This window comes from Azospirillum melinis (genome assembly GCF_013340935.1).
Taxonomy (GTDB): Bacteria; Pseudomonadota; Alphaproteobacteria; order Azospirillales; family Azospirillaceae; genus Azospirillum; species Azospirillum melinis.
Map to the genome: position 1 here is coordinate 1 of NZ_WHOS01000070.1, position 17,601 is coordinate 17,601.

At 67.4% G+C, this 17,601-nt stretch carries 19 protein-coding genes and 2 pseudogenes; 11 read left to right on the forward strand and 10 right to left on the reverse strand.

Annotation, left to right across the window (positions count from 1 at the left end):
• Window positions 1-739: pseudogene (locus GBZ48_RS30985) on the reverse strand (VTT domain-containing protein); the annotation flags it as partial.
• 249 nt (window positions 740-988) lie between these two features.
• On the opposite strand from GBZ48_RS30985, the gene GBZ48_RS30990 reads away from it, so the two are divergent.
• Entirely contained in the window at window positions 989-1,366 is a 378-nt protein-coding gene (locus GBZ48_RS30990; protein WP_174474531.1) for a NifB/NifX family molybdenum-iron cluster-binding protein, read from the forward strand.
• A gap of 44 nt (window positions 1,367-1,410) precedes the next feature.
• Here GBZ48_RS30990 and GBZ48_RS30995 read toward each other — a convergent pair whose 3' ends face one another.
• A complete protein-coding gene (locus GBZ48_RS30995; RefSeq protein WP_174474532.1) occupies window positions 1,411-2,124 on the reverse strand; it encodes a sensor histidine kinase in 714 nt (237 codons plus the stop codon).
• Between the two features lie 246 nt (window positions 2,125-2,370).
• Between GBZ48_RS30995 and GBZ48_RS31000 the strand changes: the two genes are divergently transcribed.
• Together GBZ48_RS31000 and GBZ48_RS31005 are read left to right on the forward strand one after the other, a co-directional pair.
• Window positions 2,371-3,426, forward strand: a complete 1,056-nt coding sequence (locus GBZ48_RS31000; RefSeq protein ID WP_174474533.1) for an esterase-like activity of phytase family protein — start codon at window positions 2,371-2,373, stop codon at window positions 3,424-3,426.
• A gap of 120 nt (window positions 3,427-3,546) precedes the next feature.
• Entirely contained in the window at window positions 3,547-4,461 is a 915-nt protein-coding gene (locus tag GBZ48_RS31005; RefSeq protein ID WP_174474534.1) for an EamA family transporter, read from the forward strand.
• 12 nt (window positions 4,462-4,473) lie between these two features.
• Here the strand turns inward: GBZ48_RS31005 and GBZ48_RS31010 are convergent, their stop codons facing one another.
• The 3 genes from GBZ48_RS31010 to GBZ48_RS31015 all read right to left on the reverse strand — a co-directional run bounded on the left by GBZ48_RS31010 (window position 4,474) and on the right by GBZ48_RS31015 (window position 6,812).
• Window positions 4,474-6,279: a sensor histidine kinase gene (locus GBZ48_RS31010; RefSeq protein ID WP_174474535.1), complete on the reverse strand. Its 1,806-nt coding sequence runs from the start codon at window positions 6,277-6,279 to the stop codon at window positions 4,474-4,476.
• Between the two features lie 125 nt (window positions 6,280-6,404).
• On the reverse strand, window positions 6,405-6,527 hold the full coding sequence (locus GBZ48_RS36840; protein WP_281362513.1) for a hypothetical protein: 123 nt from the start codon (window positions 6,525-6,527) through the stop codon (window positions 6,405-6,407).
• 105 nt (window positions 6,528-6,632) lie between these two features.
• Complete coding sequence (locus tag GBZ48_RS31015; protein ID WP_174474536.1) at window positions 6,633-6,812, reverse strand: DUF3553 domain-containing protein; 180 nt, start codon at window positions 6,810-6,812, stop codon at window positions 6,633-6,635.
• A 122-nt stretch (window positions 6,813-6,934) separates the two neighbouring features.
• Between GBZ48_RS31015 and GBZ48_RS31020 the strand changes: the two genes are divergently transcribed.
• Window positions 6,935-7,618 (forward strand): histidine phosphotransferase family protein, encoded by a 684-nt coding sequence (locus GBZ48_RS31020; protein WP_174474537.1) that lies wholly within the window; start codon window positions 6,935-6,937, stop codon window positions 7,616-7,618.
• A gap of 27 nt (window positions 7,619-7,645) precedes the next feature.
• Here GBZ48_RS31020 and GBZ48_RS31025 read toward each other — a convergent pair whose 3' ends face one another.
• Window positions 7,646-7,819 (reverse strand): hypothetical protein, encoded by a 174-nt coding sequence (locus GBZ48_RS31025; RefSeq protein ID WP_174474538.1) that lies wholly within the window; start codon window positions 7,817-7,819, stop codon window positions 7,646-7,648.
• Between the two features lie 220 nt (window positions 7,820-8,039).
• Here GBZ48_RS31025 and GBZ48_RS31030 point away from each other — a divergent pair.
• From GBZ48_RS31030 to GBZ48_RS31050, 5 genes and pseudogenes are all read left to right on the forward strand, one after another.
• Window positions 8,040-10,662 (forward strand): annotated as a pseudogene (locus GBZ48_RS31030) (hybrid sensor histidine kinase/response regulator).
• Window positions 10,659-11,159: a chemotaxis protein CheW gene (locus GBZ48_RS31035; RefSeq protein WP_042694693.1), complete on the forward strand. Its 501-nt coding sequence runs from the start codon at window positions 10,659-10,661 to the stop codon at window positions 11,157-11,159. Before GBZ48_RS31030 ends, GBZ48_RS31035 begins: the two are co-directional and overlap by 4 nt.
• Window positions 11,160-11,248: 89 nt before the next feature.
• On the forward strand, window positions 11,249-11,614 hold the full coding sequence (locus GBZ48_RS31040) for a response regulator (RefSeq protein WP_045583532.1): 366 nt from the start codon (window positions 11,249-11,251) through the stop codon (window positions 11,612-11,614).
• A 63-nt stretch (window positions 11,615-11,677) separates the two neighbouring features.
• Window positions 11,678-12,844 (forward strand): protein-glutamate methylesterase/protein-glutamine glutaminase, encoded by a 1,167-nt coding sequence (locus tag GBZ48_RS31045; protein ID WP_174474539.1) that lies wholly within the window; start codon window positions 11,678-11,680, stop codon window positions 12,842-12,844.
• A complete protein-coding gene (locus GBZ48_RS31050) occupies window positions 12,841-13,680 on the forward strand; it encodes a CheR family methyltransferase (protein ID WP_109096466.1) in 840 nt (279 codons plus the stop codon). The genes GBZ48_RS31045 and GBZ48_RS31050 overlap by 4 nt, the downstream gene beginning before the upstream one ends.
• A 71-nt stretch (window positions 13,681-13,751) precedes the next feature.
• Here the strand turns inward: GBZ48_RS31050 and GBZ48_RS31055 are convergent, their stop codons facing one another.
• The 4 genes from GBZ48_RS31055 to ctrA all read right to left on the reverse strand — a co-directional run bounded on the left by GBZ48_RS31055 (window position 13,752) and on the right by ctrA (window position 15,547).
• Window positions 13,752-13,976: a hypothetical protein gene (locus tag GBZ48_RS31055; protein ID WP_174474540.1), complete on the reverse strand. Its 225-nt coding sequence runs from the start codon at window positions 13,974-13,976 to the stop codon at window positions 13,752-13,754.
• 48 nt (window positions 13,977-14,024) lie between these two features.
• Window positions 14,025-14,225, reverse strand: coding sequence for a hypothetical protein (locus tag GBZ48_RS31060; protein ID WP_174474541.1), 201 nt, complete (start codon window positions 14,223-14,225; stop codon window positions 14,025-14,027).
• A 113-nt stretch (window positions 14,226-14,338) separates the two neighbouring features.
• The gene (locus GBZ48_RS31065; protein ID WP_012977930.1) at window positions 14,339-14,548 is read right to left on the reverse strand and encodes a cold-shock protein; all 210 of its coding nucleotides are present in this window, start codon (window positions 14,546-14,548) and stop codon (window positions 14,339-14,341) included.
• Between the two features lie 258 nt (window positions 14,549-14,806).
• Window positions 14,807-15,547: a response regulator transcription factor CtrA gene (gene ctrA / locus GBZ48_RS31070; RefSeq protein WP_098736190.1), complete on the reverse strand. Its 741-nt coding sequence runs from the start codon at window positions 15,545-15,547 to the stop codon at window positions 14,807-14,809.
• A 269-nt stretch (window positions 15,548-15,816) separates the two neighbouring features.
• Between ctrA and fliI the strand changes: the two genes are divergently transcribed.
• Together fliI and GBZ48_RS31080 are read left to right on the forward strand one after the other, a co-directional pair.
• Window positions 15,817-17,154: a flagellar protein export ATPase FliI gene (gene fliI, locus GBZ48_RS31075; RefSeq protein WP_174474542.1), complete on the forward strand. Its 1,338-nt coding sequence runs from the start codon at window positions 15,817-15,819 to the stop codon at window positions 17,152-17,154.
• On the forward strand, window positions 17,151-17,585 hold the full coding sequence (locus GBZ48_RS31080) for a flagellar export protein FliJ (protein ID WP_174474543.1): 435 nt from the start codon (window positions 17,151-17,153) through the stop codon (window positions 17,583-17,585). The genes fliI and GBZ48_RS31080 overlap by 4 nt, the downstream gene beginning before the upstream one ends.
• Window positions 17,586-17,601 lie beyond the last annotated feature (16 nt).

The window sequence follows — 17,601 nt, forward strand, 5'->3', positions numbered from 1 at the left end:
CTCCCGCCCCCGGCCGGCCGGGGGCGGGAGCAGGGGGTTTCAGCGTCTCGCCGGTGGCGCGCGCCCAGCGATCGCGGAACATCTCGCCCAACGCACGGGCGGCGTCGCCGTCCACCGCCATCATCACGTCGTGGAACGGCTCGTAGGGCTTGCCGTCGGGCTGGCGCCGCCGCGGGTCATGGGCGTGGTGGGCGCGGGTGTCCCAGCGGTTGGCGGTGATGTCCAGCCCGCCGCAGAAGGCGACCCGGTCATCGATCACCAGCATCTTCTGGTGATGGCAGGCGCCGGTCGGGTGGTCGCTGTCCAGCCGGTATTGCAGGCGCCGGTGGGTCAGCCAGTTGCGCAGCATGAAGGGGTGCGACCAGCGGGCGAGGTCGAACAGCTCGGCATAGTCCCACTTCAGCACATGGATGTGCAGGTCGGGCCGGGTGGTCGCCAGCCAGTTCAGCAGCGTGCCCAGCCGGTCGGGCCGGCGCGGCCGGCGGGTCTGCGGCATCAGGCGGATGCGGGCGTCGAAATCCCAGGCGGTCATGTAGATGCTGCGCCGGGCGCGCCGCATGGCGGCCTTGGCCAGCGCGAAGTAATCCTCCGCATCGACGATCACGCCGAGCCTTGCGGTGTCCTCCACCCGCCAGCAGGTCTGCCCCGGTTGCAGGATCGGCCGCAGCACACCGGCCGATCCGGCGATGTCAGGCGTCGATCCGGCTGACGGAAGCGGCTGGGGCGAGTGGGCGTACATGGCGTCCGATCGGGTGGCTGTCCTGGGTCATAACATGTGGGAAGGCCAATCCTTCCCCACCCCTCGCCATTTGGTGAAAGCCGATGGGAATTGCAGCCACCCAGGCCACGCCCACGGTCGAAAAATGACGCCGGCGGAGGTTTTCCGGGGCCCTGGAGCCGCACGATTGACCTCGCTCAGTGCGGGTGGGTGCCGGGCGTGGCAGGACTGCGCCGTCGTCGGGCACCGCCTTCGAGGGGACCGCAGAGCATGAAGATCGCCATCGGCACCAAGGATTTTGCCACCATCGCCACCCATGGCGGCCGCACCCGCCGCTTTCTGGTCTATGAGGCCGATGCCGGCACCGCCCCGGTGGAGACCGGGCGGATCGAGCTGGGGGAGGAGGAGGTGCTGCATCTCTGCGGCGACGGCCGGCCCCATCCCATCGATGCGGTGCGGGTGGTGATCACCGGATCGTCGGGCGCCGGCTTCGTCGCCCACATGAAGCGCCGCGGCATCGAGCCGGTGACGACGACGGAGACCGACCCGGTGCGGGCGATCCAAGGCTGGTTCGCCGGCACGCTGGAGCCGGCGGCGGAACCGGCGCATCCCCATGAGCACCATGACGGTGACGGGCACGCGCATTGACTGGATTCCCGCCTTCGCGGGAATGACGGCGATCCGGACCCCGATCAGACCGGGAAGCTGACGCTGGCCGTGGTGCCGGCGGCGTCGCTGTCGGTGGACAGTGTGTCGCCGAGCTGGCCGGCCAGCGCCTCGGCCAGCATCAGCCCGTCCTCGGCGGTGGTGTCGAAACCGGCGGGCAGGGCGCGGCCGTTGTCCTCCACCGTCAGGCGGGCGCGGCCGCTGCCGCCCTGCTGGCGCACGGTGATGCGGATCCAGCCGTCGTCGGGGAAGGCATGGTGCAGGCAGCTCGTCACCAGTTCCGCGATGATCAGGCCCAGCGGCATCGCCTCGTACAGGCCGATCTGGATCGGGTCGGAATTGACGGTCACCGGCACGCGCGACAAGGCGCCCGGCGTGCCTTCCCGCACCGCTTCGCAGAGTGCAGTGACATAGCGGCCGAGATCGACATGGGTGCCGGCGCCGCTCTCATGCAGCTGGCGGTAGAGGATCGCCAGCGCCTCGATGCGGACCATGGTCTGCTCGTAGGCGGCGCGGGCGTCGGGATCGCGGATGCGGCCGGCCTGCAGCTTCAGCAGGCTGATGACCAGTTGCAGACTGTTCTTGGCGCGATGCTGCAACTCCCGCAGCTCGGCTTCCAACTCCTGGATGCGCGCCGTCAGCCGGTCGGCCGGAGACAGGCCGGACACGCCTGACGCGATGCCGTCGCCGGTCTGGTCCGGAGGAGAATAGGCGGTCTGCGACCGCGGAAGCATCGGCATGGGGACGGGCTCAGCTCGATCGTCACGGGTAAGGATCGTCGAAAACATTCGTCAATCTAAGCGCTTGTCCGGCCGGCCCCACCGGTTCTGAGGGAGTAACCCGCCGCGCCTAGCCGGTATGACCGGGCCGTTATGAGAGAGGTGGCGTAACGCTCACGCTGCATCCTGCCGTATGTCCGAAGCGGCGTCCAAAAGAAAGCCGAAAGAAAGATTGTATCCCTCGGTTGCACTGGCAACAGTGGCACGATGACGATACGCAAATGCCTGACCTGGAGCCTGCTGCTGGTTGCCCTGTCCGGTGGCTGTGCCGCCGTGGTCGGTTCCGGTCGCGACTCCGACTCCAATTCCGGCCCCCTCTCCGTCACCGCCTCCACCGTACCGCTCGACCGCGGGCGGCCGGACAAGGTCGCGGTCGGGCCGTTGCGCTTCCTCGGCGGCCTGGATATTGCCGGAGGAGAGCAGGTCGGCGGGCTGTCCGGCCTTTGGGTCGATCCGGCCGGCGACCGTTTCGTCGCCATCGGCGACACCGGGCTGGTGGTCGACGGCCGGTTGCAGACCGATGCCGAGGGCCGGCTTGCCGGCCTGTCGGAGGTTCATGCCCGTCCCTTGACGGTTGAGGAGGGGATTTCCCATCGCAAGCGCCGCACCGATGCCGAGGATTTGACGCGGCTGCCCGACGGCGGCTGGCTGGTGTCGCTGGAGCGCGACCACCGCATCCTGCACTACAAAGGCGGCGATGGCGGCGATCGGGGGCCGGAGGGCACGCCGACGCCGATCCCGATGCCGCCGGGCATGGACAGCACGCCGGAGAATGGCGGGCTGGAGTCGCTGACCCTGCTTCCCGACGGCCGGCTGCTGACCATCGAGGAGGGCAAGGACGACGGCCATCAGGACCGCCGCGCCTGGATAACCCGCATGGGCTCGTCCAGGGACGGCGTGCCGGCGAGCGCCGCCGACTGGCAGCCCTTCATCTACCGGACAGCGCCGCGCTACCGCCCGACCTCCGTCGCCCCGCTGCCGGACGGCGGCGTGCTGGTGCTGGAACGCCGGGTGTCGCTGCTGGGCGGTTGGTCGTCGCGGCTGGTGCGGGTGGCGGCGCGCCAGTTGACCGCCGGTGCGGTGGTGGACGGCGAGGAACTCGGGCGTCTGGAGGCTCCGCTGGTGAACGACAATTTCGAAGGCATCGCCACCCGGCCGGGGCCGGCGGGGGAAACGCTGGTCTATCTGATATCCGACAACAATTTCAGCTCGCTCCAGCGCACCTATCTGCTGATGTTCGCCCTGCACGGTCCCTCCTCGTGACCTCCACGGTCCAACCGAAGTAGGACGGGCCAAAGTCGGACGTGGCCGGCAAGGCTGGGCATTTGACAGGGCTGCCGCCCTGCGGCTAGCTGGGCGGGTCTGGTTGCAAGGGAAACAATCGTGGTGGCGAGCGATAAGACGGGTGCCGTTCCGGCGCCGGCGGTGCCCACTGCCGGGCGGGCGACGCTGCTGACCCTGCTGGCGATGCTGGCCTTCGCCGCCAACTCCATCCTGTGCCGGCTGGCGCTGACCCAGACCGCCATCGACCCGGCCGGCTTCACCCTGGTGCGCATCGCCTCCGGTGCGGCCAGCCTGTGGCTGATCGCCCGGGCGACCGGGCACGCAAAGGCGGGCGCCGGCAGCTGGCGCGGAGCGGCGGCGCTGCTGGCCTATGCCGCCGCCTTTTCCTTCGCCTATCTGACCATGACCGCGGGGACCGGGGCGCTGCTGCTGTTCGGAGCGGTGCAGGCCACCATGATCCTGGTCGGGCTGTATCGCGGCGAACGGCTGGAGCCGCTGCAATGGGGCGGGCTGGCGCTGGCGCTCGGCGGGCTGGCCTTGCTGCTGGCGCCCGGCCTGTCGGCGCCGGACCCGCTGGGGGCGCTGCTGATGGTGGTGGCCGGGGCGGCCTGGGGGATCTATTCCCTGCTGGGGCGGGCCAGCCGCGACCCCATCGCCACCACCGCCGGCAATTTCCTGCGCGCCGCACCGATGGCGGCGGTTCTGGCGCTGCTGGTGGCGCTGGCGGCGCCGCTGTCCGGCGGCGGCCTGCGCTGGGACCAGGGCGGGCTGGTCTATGCGGTGCTGTCGGGGGCGCTGGCGTCGGGCGTCGGCTATTCCATCTGGTATGCGGCGCTGCCGGCCTTGACCGCCGCCCGCGCCGCCTCCGTCCAGCTGAGCGTTCCGGTCATCACCGCGCTCGTTGCGGTGCTGGCGCTGGGGGAACGGATCACGCCGGTCCTGGCGGTGTCGTCGGTCGCCGTGCTGGGCGGCATCGCCCTGGTCATCCTCGGCAAGTCCCCCCGGCGGGGGTGAGACCGCCCCGCCTCACACCGGAGCGGGCTGTGCCCGCTTCAGCGCCCGCAGGGGCTCCGACCGGTTGCGCAGCCGGGAGGGCGGGAACAGGACGGTGGCGGTGGTGCCCCGGCCCAGCACGCTCGACAGCACGAAACGGCCGTCCTGCAACTCGACCAGCGACTTGACCAGCGGCAGCCCCAACCCGGTCCCGGCATAGCGGCGGGTGTGGGAGTTGTCGACCTGATGGAAGGGCTCCATCACCTGGTCCAGTTCGATGGCGGGGATGCCGATGCCGGTGTCGCTGACCCGCAGGCGCAGGCTGCGCGCCACCCGGTCGGCCTCGACGACGATCCGCCCGCCGGGCGGGGTGAACTTCACCGCGTTGGACAGCAGGTTCAGCAGGATCTGGCGCACGGCACGGGCATCGGCATGGAGGATGGGCAGGGAGCCGGGCAGCGCCGCCGTGAGGGTCACGCCCTTTTCCACCGCCAGCGGCCCCATCTGACGCAGGCATTCGCCGATCAGGTCGTCGACCGGCAGATCCTCCTGATGCAGCACATATTTGCCCGACTCGATCTTGGTGGTGTCGAGGATGTCGTTGATCAGGCTCAGCAGATGCTGGCCGGACTTGCGGATGTCGCCGACATATTCGGTCTGCTTGGCCGACATCTGGCCGAAGATGCCGCTTTCCAGCGCCTCGGCGAAGCCGATGACGGCGTTCAGCGGGGTGCGCAGCTCGTGGCTCATGTTGGCCAGGAACTGGGTCTTGGCCCGGTTGGCGGCGTCGGAGACCTGCTTGGCGGCGATCAGTTCCGCCTCGATCCGGTGGCGGGCGGCGATGTCCTGGATCAGCCGCTGCTGGCTGTCGCGCAGCGCCCGTTCGCTGTCCTGGAGATCGGCCATCGCCCGTTCCCGCCGCCCCGCCTCGCACAGCAGGGCGAGCGTCATCGCCGCCAGCACCAGCGTCCCGGCAAGATCGGCCACCGCCAGCGTCATCGCCTTCGACCACCAGGGCACCAGCACCGCGTCACGCGACGACGAGACGGTCACCGCCAGCGGCATCTCGGCCGATGCGCGATAGCTCAGGATCCGGCGCGGCCCGTCGCCGGCGCTGTCCAGCAGTTCGGTGCCCGCCCGCGCCTGCTTCAGCAGGGTGGTGAAGAGCGGCAGATGGTGGGCGGAAAGGCCGATGTGGCTGTCATGGTCGGGGAAGCGGGCGATCACCGGCCCGTCGGCGTGATAGAGCGTGACCACCGCGTCGCCGGAGAGGGGAAGCGTCTGGTAGAAGCTGCGGAAGGCCATCGGTTCCATCACCGCGACCAGCACGCCGGCGAAGCGGCCGTCCGGCGCCTCGAGCCGCCGGCTCATGCTGATGAACCAGGTGTTGGAGGTGCGGCCGCGCACCGGGTTGCCGACGAAGACCGCATTGGCACCGCCGGGAACCAGCCTGTCGCGGTGCGCCATCAGGTAATCGCGGTCCGACAGGTCGATGCCGGCCGGCTCCAGGGTCTGGGTGTCGTGGATCAGCTTGCCGTCGGCCGACACCACCAGGATGGCGCGGATCAGCGGCGACAGGGTCGCTTGACGCCGCAGCAGGGCGAAGACATCGGCGTCGCCGCGCTCCCAGGCGTCGGCGCGCACGGCCAGAACCTCGACGACTCCGGCCAGGATTTTCGCCACGCCGGACAGGCTGTCGGTGGCATGCTGCTCCAGAACCAGCGCCATCGCGGCGCTGTCCTCCCGCGCCCGGGCCAGCGTCTCCTCGCGCTGGTGCAGCAGGTCGTAACCGACCAGGGCGTTGAGGCCCAGGATCAGCGCCACACCGAATGCACCCATTCCCCCTTTGAGACGCGAGATCAAGCGACGGCCCGCCATGTCCGGTCAAGGATTGTGCAATCCTACACCGTGCGGGAAGCGGCCGGAAGTCGCCTTTCCGTGGAATAAGGTGGGCGCATGTTCCCTTAAAGGCGGACGGACGTGCTGGAATAGCGCTCCGCAGTCGAGTTGCCCGTCATGTTCAGCACCGCAGCCGTGCCCAGCGCGATCACCGCCGCGGCGGCGAAGCCGAGGATCATTGCCTTCATTCCATTGCTCCCTGACATATGCGCGACTTCGGTCGCATAAAAGCAAAGCGGCCGCGGCGGCGCAATCCGCGCTTTCCCGGACGCCGGAGACCCGGCCGAAGCCGCTTAGATCTCGTCGGGATCGACCAGCGTCAGCGAGATGACGTCGCTGTCGATCAGCACCTTGCCGGCATGCTCGAAATTGACGGTGATGCGGTTGCGGATGGCCGACTGCACCTGTCCCAGCCCCCAGTCGGGCTGGTCCGGGTGGCGCACCCAGGCGCCGGGCACCAGCGAATCGTCCATGTCGGGTCCCATCCATCGAACTATTGTACATAGGAAATGCGACCGCCTGTGCGGCGGCGCCGGGAAAGTATAGAATCTCCGGCACCACGCCGTCGCCGTTCCTTTTTTCCGGAGTCTGCCTCGTGACCGAATCGTCCTCCCTCCCCGTCAGCGTCGACATCCGCGTTCTGGAGCTGCTGGCGTCGAAGCTCTGCCACGATCTGGTCAGCCCGGTCGGCGCCATCCGCAACGGGCTGGAACTGATCGAGGAGATGCAGGAGGACGAGGATGGCGGGCCGGCCGTCGGGGGCTTCCTGGGCGAGGCGGTGAAGCTGATCGACCATTCCTCCGGCCAGGCAGACCGCCGGCTGCGGGTGTTCCGGCTGGCCTATGGGGTGGCGGGGCGCGACCAGAAGGGCTTCGGCGACGCCCGCGCCGCCGCCGCCGGCTATGTGGAGGGCGGACGCACACGGCTGGACTGGCCGGACCGGGTGCCGCACGACATGACCGCCCAGCGTCGCGGCGTGGTCAAGCTGGTGCTGAATCTGGTGATGCTGGCGGACGAGGCGCTGACCCATGGCGGTCTGGTCTCCGTCGCCGCCGACGGCGACGAGACGGCGGGCCGCATCACCGTGACCGCCGCCGGCCGGCCGGGCACCCTCAAACCGGAGACCGCGGCGGCTCTGGCCGGTACAGCGACGGCCGAGGCGCTGAGCCCCCGCACCATCCACGCCTATCTGGCCGGCCGGCTGGCCGAGAGCGACGGCTTCCGCATCGCCGTCGCCACCGAAAGCAGCGAACGGCTGGTCCTCACCGCCGAGTGGTGAGGCGTCCGGCCGCTCTTCCGGCCGTGTCTACAGCTGTTTGAAAATCCGCGGCTCCACCACGACCTGCTCCACCCCGCCGGTGGTCTGGTGTGCCGTGGTGCGCAGCGTGATCGCCAGATTGTGGCGCGCGGCCTCCGCCAGCGCGGCGTTGAGCCGTTCCACGGCTTCGCGCACGGATTGGGCGATTTCGGCGTCGCTCATCGATCCTCCCTGTGACAATGGAAGCTGTGACAAAGGAACCCCGATCCTACCGGTAGCAGCCCCCGGAAGACTCCCTATCGGAAGAGGTAAGGTTCTCTTAATCAGTGTTTGACAGGCTCCCACCCTACCTGGACTGGAGCGCAACCGGCAGCCTTTCGATGCTGCCCGTTCGAGCCGCAGGCCGGCGCGGACCATAAACATTGGGCCTGGGGAATGCGACATGGATGATCTGCTGTCCGAATTTCTGACGGAGACCAACGAAAACCTCTCGGTGCTCGACGTCGAGCTGGTCAGGTTGGAGCAGAATCCCAACAATCCGGAACTGCTGTCGAACATCTTCCGGCTCGTCCACACCATCAAGGGAACCTGCGGCTTCCTCGGCCTGCCCCGCCTGGAAAAGGTGGCGCACGCGTCGGAGAACGTGCTGGGCAAGTTCCGTGACGGCGAACTGACGATCAACCCGGAAGCCGTTTCGCTGATCCTGCAGGCTCTGGACACCATCAAGAGCCTGCTGGCGGTGCTGGAAGCGACCGAGGCGGAACCGCCCGGCGACGACCTGCCGCTGATCGAGCGGCTGAACCTGTGCGCCGAAGGCAAGCTGGGCGGTCCCGCCCCGGCCGCCGGAGCCGGCCGAGGAGCCCGCCCAGTCGCACGACCTCGTCGTGCCCGATGCCGAGCCGGCCGCCGCCAAGGTGCCGGCGCCGGTCGCCCCGATGGCGGGTGCCTCGGGCGGCGGCAACGCCGGTGCCGCCGATGCCGGTGCCGAGGCCGCGACCAAGGAATCGGCGGTCGCCGCCCAGACCATCCGCGTGAACGTCGACCTGCTCGAAAACCTGATGACCATGGTGTCGGAGCTGGTGCTGACCCGCAACCAGCTGCTGCAGATCCTGCGGTCGCAGAAGGAGAGCGAGTTCGCCGCACCGCTGCAGCGCCTGAACCACGTGACGTCGGAGCTGCAGGAAGGCGTCATGAAGACGCGCATGCAGCCCATCGGCAACGCCTGGGCCAAGCTGCCGCGTCTGGTGCGCGATCTGGCGCACGAACTGAACAAGAAGATCGACCTCCAGATGCTCGGCGCCGACACCGAGCTGGACCGCCAGGTCCTGGAGCTGATCAAGGATCCGTTGACCCACATGGTGCGCAACAGCGCCGACCATGGGCTGGAGATCCCGGCGGAGCGCGTGAAGGCCGGCAAGACCGAGACCGGCCGCATCACGCTGAACGCCTATCACGAGGGCGGCCACATCATCATCGAGATCCAGGACGACGGTAAGGGCCTTGCCATCGACCGGATCAAGCAGAAGGCGATCCAGAACGGGATGGCGTCGGAAGGCGAGCTGGCCTCGATGACCGACCAGCAGATCATCCAGTTCATCATGAAGCCGGGCTTCTCCACCGCCGCCAAGGTCACCAATGTGTCGGGCCGCGGCGTCGGCATGGACGTGGTGAAGACCAACATCGAGAAGATCGGCGGCACGATCGAGATCAAGTCGGCCCAGGGCAAGGGGTCGACCTTCGTCATCAAGATCCCGCTGACGCTGGCCATCGTCTCGGCCCTGATCGTGGAATGCGCCGGCGAGCGCTTCGCCATCCCGCAGATCAGCGTGGTCGAGCTGGTGCGCGCCGCCGCCGACAGCGAGCACACCATCGAGCGTCTGAAGGGCACCCCGGTCCTGCGGCTGCGCAACCGCCTGCTGCCGCTGGTCTCGCTCCAGCAGCTGCTCCGGCTGGACGACAGCGAGGGCGCCAAGAAGACCGAGGAAGAGACCTTCATCGTCGTCACCCAGGTCGGTACCTACACCTTCGGCATCATGGTCGACCGCGTGTTCGACACCGAGGAAATCGTCGTGAAGCCGGTGGCGCCGATCCTGCGCCACATCGAGATGTTCTCGGGCAACACGATCCTGGGCGACGGCTCGGTCATCATGATCCTGGACCCCAACGGCATCGCGTCGGCCACCGGCGAGATGGCGATGGGCGAGGCCGCGGGCAAGGAGACCACCGCGGTCCAGACCCAGCGCCAGGAGGACAAGATGGCGCTTCTGCTGTTCCGCGCCGGCGAGGGTGCGCCCAAGGCGGTGCCGCTGTCGCTGGTCGCCCGCCTGGAGGACGTCGATCTCGCCACGGTCGAGCTGTCGAACGGCCTGCCCGTGGTCCAGTACCGCGGCAAGCTGATGCCCCTGGTCCCGATCGACCCGAACTTCGTCGTCGCCAACGAAGGCCGCCAGCCGGTGCTGGTCTTCGCCGACGGAGACCGCTCGATGGGCCTGATCGTCGACGAGATCGTCGACATCGTGGAGGAGAAGCTGAACGTCCAGCTGGCCGCGGAGCGTCCCGGCCTGATGGGGTCGGCCATCATCGCCGGCAAGGCGACCGAGGTGATCGACGCCGGCTTCTTCCTGACCCAGGCCTACAAGGACTGGTTCGGCTCCTCCACCCAGGAGGGGTTCGAGGAGGAGAAGCTCCAGCGCGTGCTGCTGGTGGACGACAGCCCCTTCTTCCGCAACCTGCTGACGCCGCTGCTGTCGGTCGCCGGCTACGACGTGACGGCGGTGGAGAATGCCGGCGACGCGCTGGCGCTCTGCGAGGCGGGCGAGGACTTCGACGTCATCGTCTCCGACATCGAGATGCCGGGCATGAGCGGCTTCGACTTCGCCGAGGCGGTGCGCCATGGCAGCCGTTGGCAGCGCGTTCCGATGGTGGCGCTGTCCAGCCACGCCAGCGCCCGCGATCTCGACCGCGGCCGGATCGCCGGTTTCAACGACTATGTCGCCAAGTTCGACCGTGACGCGCTGCTCTTCGCGCTGCAGCAGACGCTGACCGACCAGAAAGGTGCCGCATGAGCAACGCCAAGCTGCCGTCCACCGTCCGCAAGTCGAAGGGCGACGATCTCGTCGTCTCCGGCAACCAGGACTATGTGACCATGACGATCGCCGACCAGATGTTCGGCATCCCGGTCCTTCAGGTGCAGGACGTGCTGGGCCATCAGCGGATCACCCGCATCCCGCTGGCCCCGCCGGAGGTCGCCGGATCGCTGAACCTGCGCGGCCGCATCGTCACCGCCATCGACGTCCGCCTGCGGCTCGGCCTGACCGGCCGTCCGAAGGACAAGCCCGGCATGTCGATCGTCGTCGACCTGCGCGGCGAGCTGTACAGCCTGATGGTCGATTCGGTCGGCGAGGTGCTCAGCCTGACCAAGGAGGATTTCGAACGCAACCCGGCGACGCTGGATCCGCGCTGGCGTGAGGTATCGACCGGAATTTATAGGCTGAACGGTCAGTTGATGGTTGTGCTGGACGTGCCTCGTCTGCTCAACTTCACAACCATCGAGACGGCCTGACGGTTTGCGGCGCCCTGTCCCCGGGGGGAGGGCGCCGCACCGGCCGGCCGGCTTTTGCCGACGAACAGATGACCTGAGGCCCTGCCGCAATGAAATCCTGCCTGGTGGTCGATGACAGCCGCGTTGTCCGCAAGGTCGCGCGCAAGATCCTGGAAGAGCTGAATTTCGCCTGCTCGGAGGCGGAGGACGGCAAGCAGGCGATGGAAGCCTGCGCGGCGCAGATGCCGGACGCCATCCTGCTGGACTGGAACATGCCGGTGATGACCGGGATCGAATTCCTGCGCCGGCTGCGCAAGATGAGCGGGGGCGAACAGCCCAAGGTGGTGTTCTGCACGACCGAGAACGATCTTGCCCACATCCAGGAGGCGCTGTCCGCCGGGGCCAACGAGTACATCATGAAGCCCTTCGACAGCGACATCATCCAGACCAAGTTCGCGCAGGTCGGCCTTCTGTGACCCCGGAGGGGATGTCAGGAGAGCCAGCGTTGAACCAGTCGAGTTGAAAGGCGAATCGCCGTTATGTCGGACAGTTTTGGCAGAGGCCCCCTCACCACCGCGCGACCGGCCAACCCGGATCCCGTCCGGGTCATGGTGGTGGACGACTCCGCCGTCATCCGCGGCCTGCTGACCCGCGCGCTGGAAGGGGACCCGGACATCCGCGTCGTCACCTCCGTCGGCGACGGCCAGATGGCGGTCAATTCGCTGCAGCGCAATTCCATCGATGTCATCGTGCTGGACATCGAGATGCCGGTGATGGACGGGCTGACCGCCATCCCGAAGCTGCTGGCGGTGGCGCCGCAGGTGAAGATCATCATGGCCTCCACGCTGACGCTGCGCGGGGCCGACGTGTCGATCCGCTGCCTGTCGGCCGGTGCGGCCGACTACATCCCGAAGCCGACCTCCACCCGCGAGATCGGCGGGGCGGAGGACTTCAAGCGCGAGCTGGTCGCCAAGGTCAAGGCGCTGGGCGCCGCCGCCCGGCGCGCCGGATCGCGCTCCCGCGGTGAGATCCGCCCGCTGACCCCGGCGGCTCCGCTTGGGCTGCTGAAGCGCGAGGTCGGGCCGATCGTCACCCGGCCGACTCCGGCCGGCGCCATCGCGACCAAGCCGGACGTGATCGCCATCGGCAGTTCCACCGGCGGACCGCAGGCGCTGTTCGAGGTGCTGTCGCACCTGAAGGCCGGCGTCAGCCAGCCGATCCTGATCACCCAGCACATGCCGGCGACCTTCACCACCATCCTGGCCGAGCACATCACCCGCCAATGCGGGATCGATGCGCGCGAGGCCAAGGACGGCGAGCCGATCGTGCAGAACCGCTGCTACATCGCTCCCGGCGACTTCCATATGCTGGTGACCCAGCGCGGCGGCGCCAACGTGATCGCGCTGAGCAAGGATCCGCCGGAGAATTTCTGCCGCCCGGCGGTCGACCCGATGATGCGGTCGATCCTGAAGGCCTTCGGCGGCCGCAAGATCCTGGCCTGCATCCTGACCGGCATGGGGCAGGACGGGCTGAAGGGCTGCACCGACGTGGTCAATGGCGGCGGCACACTGATCGCCCAGGACGAGGCATCGAGCGTGGTCTGGGGCATGCCCGGTGCCGTGGCGCAAGCCGGCATCTGCAACGCCATCCTGCCGCTCAAGGAAATCGGTCCCCACATCCGCAAGCTCGCTTCGAGGGCAGCATGAGAGTCGAAGATTTCGACATGTTCTCCACGCTGCTCAAGCAGCGTTCCGGCCTGGTCCTCACCCGCGACAAGGCGTATCTGCTCGAATCCCGGCTGATGCCGGTGGCGCGCAAGTGGAACATGAAGGGGCTTGAGGAGCTGGCGACCACCGTCCGCACCCGCAAGGACGAGGCGCTGCTGCGCGACATCACGGAGGCGATGACGACCAACGAGTCGTCCTTCTTCCGCGACCAGAAGCCTTTCGACCAGTTCCGCCAGCTGGTGCTGCCCAAGCTGATGGAGGCGCGGGCGGCCAAGCGGTCCTTGCGCATCTGGTCGGCCGCCTGCTCGTCGGGCCAGGAAGCCTATTCGCTGTCGATGATCCTGAACGACGAGGCGGCGAAGCTGGCCGGCTGGCGCATCGAGATCGTCGGCACCGACATCTCGGCGGAAATGGTGGAGCGGGCGAAGGCCGGCATCTACACCCAGTTCGAGGTGCAGCGCGGCCTGCCGATCACCATGCTGGTGAAGCATTTCAAGCAGAACGGCGACAAGTGGCAGATCAGCCAGCAGCTGCGCCAGATGGCGTCGTTCCGCGAATGGAACCTGCTGGGCGATTTGTCGGCGCTGGGACAGTTCGACATCGTCTTCTGCCGCAACGTGCTGATCTATTTCGACCAACCGACCAAGGCGAAGGTTCTGGAATCCATTTCCCGCCAGATGCCGCAGGACGGCGTTCTGTATCTCGGCGGTGCTGAAACGGTGCTGGGCATCACCGACAAGTTCAAGCCGGTGGAAGGCCAGCGCGGCCTCTACAGCCTGGGCGGCTTCTCCGCCGCCGGCGCCAAGGTGGCGTAAGGGGCCTCAGGAGCGGCGGCTTCGGGAGCGACGGGGGCGGGTGAGCCGCCCCCACTCGGATCGGTGAAAAATCAGGCCGACGGCGTGATCGACTTGATCGGGCCGCGCGGATTGCCGGACATTTCGGCGATCTTGCGGTCCTGCGCTTCGATGAAGGTGCGGATGGAATTCTCGCGGTCGAACTGATCGATGTCGGCGGTCGGCACCTTGCGGTTCGAGGTGCGCGCACCGTCCTGGTAAATCACGTCGAAAAGCGCGAAGGCGTTGTCGACGGGCTGTTTCTTCTGACGGGCCATGGCCTGTCCTCCGTATGGTCGCGGTCGGCCGCGCCTGCGGCCGTCCGTTCAGGCATTGTTGGTGTCGGTTTTGGTCTCGGCATCGGTGTCGGTCGCCAGGGACTCGTCCTGCGTCTCCGTCCCGTCCGGATCGCCGGCGCGGCGGGCGGCGACGCCTTCCTCGCGACGCTGAAGCTTTTCCTGCTTCTTCTGTTCCTTGGCCCGGTTGCGCTCGGCCCGCTGCTGGTTGTAGTTCGGTTTGAAAGCCATCGCGGATCTCCTCTGGCCAGAGCCCTGCATCTGGGCGACAGGGACTTGTGCAACACGGAAAAAGGGCACCGGTTTCCCGATGCCCCTTTTTCCGCAGGTCGGCGGTCAGGCGGTCAGACCGCCTTCAGATTTTCCGCCGAGGTCTTGCCACGCTTCGGATCGCGCTGCTCCTCGTAGGAAATCTTCTGGCCATCGACCAGGCTGCGCAGCCCGGCGCGTTCGACAGCGGAGATGTGAACGAACACATCCGGGCCGCCGCTTTCCGGCTGAATGAAACCGAAGCCCTTGGTGCTGTTGAACCATTTGACGGTGCCGACGGGCATGTCTGTCTCCCATAACGCAAAGGGCGCCACACCACCGGTGCGGCGCATCAGACTGGGTGTGGGATTGGCGGCCCCCAGGTGCTCGCGATCGAATTTTGCGATGGCGAAAAAAGAGGGGCTGAGCGTGGGGGCGTTTGAAAGCCCCGCAGTCCGAAGCAGAATGACCCACCAAGTATGGGAACGCCCGGTCCGGCTTTCAAGGTGAAAGACGGCCGAGCGTGGAGAGGCGGACAAAAGAAAAGTGGAAGCGCCGACGGGTCAGCCGGCGGCCTGCTGTTGCGGCACGCGCGGCGGGGGCGGGGGATTGCCTTCGACGATTTCCTCGTGCGGGTCGCGCAGCACATAACCGCGGCCCCACACCGTTTCGATGTAGTTGTCGCCCTGGGTGGCGGCGGCCAGCTTCTTGCGCAGCTTGCAGACGAAGACGTCGATGATCTTCAGTTCCGGCTCGTCCATCCCGCCATAGAGATGGTTCAGGAACATCTCCTTGGTCAGCGTCGTGCCCTTGCGCAGGCTCAACAGCTCCAGGATGCCGTATTCCTTGCCGGTCAGGTGCAGCGGCGACTGGTCGACCTCCACCGTGCGGGTGTCGAGGTTTACGGTCAGGCGGCCGGTGCGGATGATGCTGTCGGAATGGCCCTTCGACCGGCGGACGATGGCCTGGATGCGGGCGATAAGTTCGCGCTTGTCGAACGGCTTGGTCAGGTAATCGTCGGCGCCGAACCCCAGCCCCTTGATCTTGTTGTCCATTTCGGTCAGGCCGGACAGGATCAGGATCGGGGTGGTCACGCGCGCGGCGCGCAGGCGGCGAAGAACCTCGTAACCGTCGATGTCCGGCAGCATCAGGTCGAGAATGATGATGTCGTAATCGTAGAGCTTGCCGATCTCGAGTCCGTCCTCACCCAGGTCGGTAGAATCGACGATGAAACCTTCCGTGTTCAGCATCAGCTCGATGCTTTTGGCGACGGAGGAATCGTCTTCAACCAGCAGAACCCTCATGGCGATATCCCGACGTTTGATGGCGCGCTTTCGCTACCCGACCCCGGAAATGGTCCCCGATCCTTGATGACCGATTTCAACCATCCCGTTTACACAAGTTAACAGACGATTCAGCTTAACGCCAGTGCCAAGCGCTTACACAACGTTAATCCTTCCATCGCAAGATGCGATCATGGTGGTTAACGTCGCCTTCGTCCACAGAGCTACCACTTAATAGGAGCGCGTCCCGTCTTGGGACCGCTTTCCCAGGAAACGCCGGTATCCGATCCATGACGTTCGATATCGATGAGTTGATCCGCGACATCGACCGGATCCCGGACTCCAGCCGGTACGGCCGCGTCACCGCCGTGTCCGGCCTGATGGTCGAGGTCGGCGGGATCGAGAAGGAACTGTCGGTCGGTGGCCGCTGCATCGTCGAGACGCGCGACCGCCGTCAGGTCCCGTGCGAGGTGGTGGGCTTCCGCCAGGGCAGGGCGCTCGCCATGCCCTTCGGTGCGCTGGACGGCGTGGGGCTGGGCTGCCGTGCGCTGGTGGCGGGCGATCAGGCGCGGATCTTTCCGACCGATGCCTGGCTCGGCCGTGTCGTCAACGCGCTGGGCGAACCGGTGGACGGTAAGGGACCGCTGCCCAAGGGGCCGCAGGGCACGCCGATCCGCAACACGCCGCCCAACGCCCATTCGCGGGCCCGCGTGGGGGAGAAGCTGGATCTGGGCATCCGCGCCATCAACGCCTTCCTCACCTGCTGCCGCGGCCAGCGCATGGGCATCTTCGCCGGATCGGGCGTCGGCAAATCGTCGGTCATGTCGATGCTGGCGCGCTTCTCCGCCGCAGAGGTCGCGGTGATCGGCCTGATCGGCGAACGCGGGCGCGAATTGCAGGAATTCATCACCGAGGATCTGGGCGAGGAGGGTCTGGCCCGCAGCGTCGTCGTCTGCGCCACCTCGGACGAGGCGCCGCTGATGCGCAAGCAGGCAGCCTACATGACGCTGGCGGTTGCCGAGCATTTCCGCGACCAGGGCCGCGACGTGCTGTGCATGATGGACAGCGTCACCCGCTTCGCCATGGCCCAGCGCGAGATCGGCCTGTCGGCCGGCGAACCGCCGACGACCAAGGGCTATCCGCCGACCGTCTTCGCCGAGCTGCCGCGCCTGCTGGAGCGCGCCGGTCCGGGCGTGGTCGGGTCGGGCACCATCACCGGCCTGTTCACCGTTCTGGTGGACGGCGACGACCACAACGAGCCGATCGCCGACGCCGTGCGCGGCATCCTGGACGGCCATATCGTGATGGAGCGCCAGATCGGCGAGCGCGGGCGCTATCCCGCCATCAACATCCTGCGCAGCGTGTCGCGCACCATGCCCGGCTGCAACACGGCGAACGAGAACGAGCTGGTCGGCCATGCCCGGCGCCTGCTGTCGTCCTACGACAACATGGCGGAGATGATCCGGCTGGGCGCCTACCGCCGCGGCACCGACCCGCAGGTGGACGAGGCGATCCACTTCCAGCCGGCATTGGAAGCCTTTTTGAAGCAGAGCAAGCGCGAGGCCACCGATCTGGAGACCAGCTACGCCATGCTCGCTGAAATCTTTGGGGTGCAGTGGCCGCAATGAGCCTGAAGACGATCATCCGCCTGCAAAAGCTGCAACTGGACGAGAAGCGTCGCGTCCTGGCGGAACTCCACACGCTGGCCGACCGGCTGCGCAACGAGATCGAGAAGGTGAAGCAGGAGATCGTGCACGAGCAGGAAACGGTGCGCGACGACTTTTCGGTTTCCTTCACCTATTCCAACTTCGCCCAGGCGGCGATGGAGCGCGGCCGCAAGCTGGGCGAATCGCTGGGGCAGGTGGAGATCCAGATCAACATCGCCACCGACGAGATGGCCGAAGCCTTCCAGGAACTGAAGCGCTACGAACTGGCCGAGGAAGAACGGCTGAAGCGTGAGCGCGACAAGCAGAAGCGCAAGGAGGCCGCCATGCTGGACGAAACCGCGCTGGTGGGGTTCAGGCGCCGGCAGGCGGAGGAGGAGGCGACCGGGGGGTGAGGCTTATGGGCGGGCA

What these genes read in the sequence shown, in the direction of transcription:
- GBZ48_RS30990 (WP_174474531.1), top strand. Translation starts at nt 989, where the DNA reads ATGAAGATCGCCATCGGCACCAAGGATTTTGCCACCATCGCCACCCAT.
- GBZ48_RS30995 (WP_174474532.1), bottom strand. Translation starts at nt 2,124, where the DNA reads ATGCCGATGCTTCCGCGGTCGCAGACCGCCTATTCTCCTCCGGACCAG.
- GBZ48_RS31000 (WP_174474533.1), top strand. Translation starts at nt 2,371, where the DNA reads ATGACGATACGCAAATGCCTGACCTGGAGCCTGCTGCTGGTTGCCCTG.
- GBZ48_RS31010 (WP_174474535.1), bottom strand. Translation starts at nt 6,279, where the DNA reads ATGGGTGCATTCGGTGTGGCGCTGATCCTGGGCCTCAACGCCCTGGTC.
- GBZ48_RS36840 (WP_281362513.1), bottom strand. Translation starts at nt 6,527, where the DNA reads ATGAAGGCAATGATCCTCGGCTTCGCCGCCGCGGCGGTGATCGCGCTG.
- GBZ48_RS31015 (WP_174474536.1), bottom strand. Translation starts at nt 6,812, where the DNA reads ATGGACGATTCGCTGGTGCCCGGCGCCTGGGTGCGCCACCCGGACCAG.
- GBZ48_RS31025 (WP_174474538.1), bottom strand. Translation starts at nt 7,819, where the DNA reads ATGAGCGACGCCGAAATCGCCCAATCCGTGCGCGAAGCCGTGGAACGG.
- GBZ48_RS31035 (WP_042694693.1), top strand. Translation starts at nt 10,659, where the DNA reads ATGAGCAACGCCAAGCTGCCGTCCACCGTCCGCAAGTCGAAGGGCGAC.
- GBZ48_RS31040 (WP_045583532.1), top strand. Translation starts at nt 11,249, where the DNA reads ATGAAATCCTGCCTGGTGGTCGATGACAGCCGCGTTGTCCGCAAGGTC.
- GBZ48_RS31045 (WP_174474539.1), top strand. Translation starts at nt 11,678, where the DNA reads ATGTCGGACAGTTTTGGCAGAGGCCCCCTCACCACCGCGCGACCGGCC.
- GBZ48_RS31050 (WP_109096466.1), top strand. Translation starts at nt 12,841, where the DNA reads ATGAGAGTCGAAGATTTCGACATGTTCTCCACGCTGCTCAAGCAGCGT.
- GBZ48_RS31055 (WP_174474540.1), bottom strand. Translation starts at nt 13,976, where the DNA reads ATGGCCCGTCAGAAGAAACAGCCCGTCGACAACGCCTTCGCGCTTTTC.
- GBZ48_RS31060 (WP_174474541.1), bottom strand. Translation starts at nt 14,225, where the DNA reads ATGGCTTTCAAACCGAACTACAACCAGCAGCGGGCCGAGCGCAACCGG.
- GBZ48_RS31065 (WP_012977930.1), bottom strand. Translation starts at nt 14,548, where the DNA reads ATGCCCGTCGGCACCGTCAAATGGTTCAACAGCACCAAGGGCTTCGGT.
- ctrA (WP_098736190.1), bottom strand. Translation starts at nt 15,547, where the DNA reads ATGAGGGTTCTGCTGGTTGAAGACGATTCCTCCGTCGCCAAAAGCATC.
- fliI (WP_174474542.1), top strand. Translation starts at nt 15,817, where the DNA reads ATGACGTTCGATATCGATGAGTTGATCCGCGACATCGACCGGATCCCG.
- GBZ48_RS31080 (WP_174474543.1), top strand. Translation starts at nt 17,151, where the DNA reads ATGAGCCTGAAGACGATCATCCGCCTGCAAAAGCTGCAACTGGACGAG.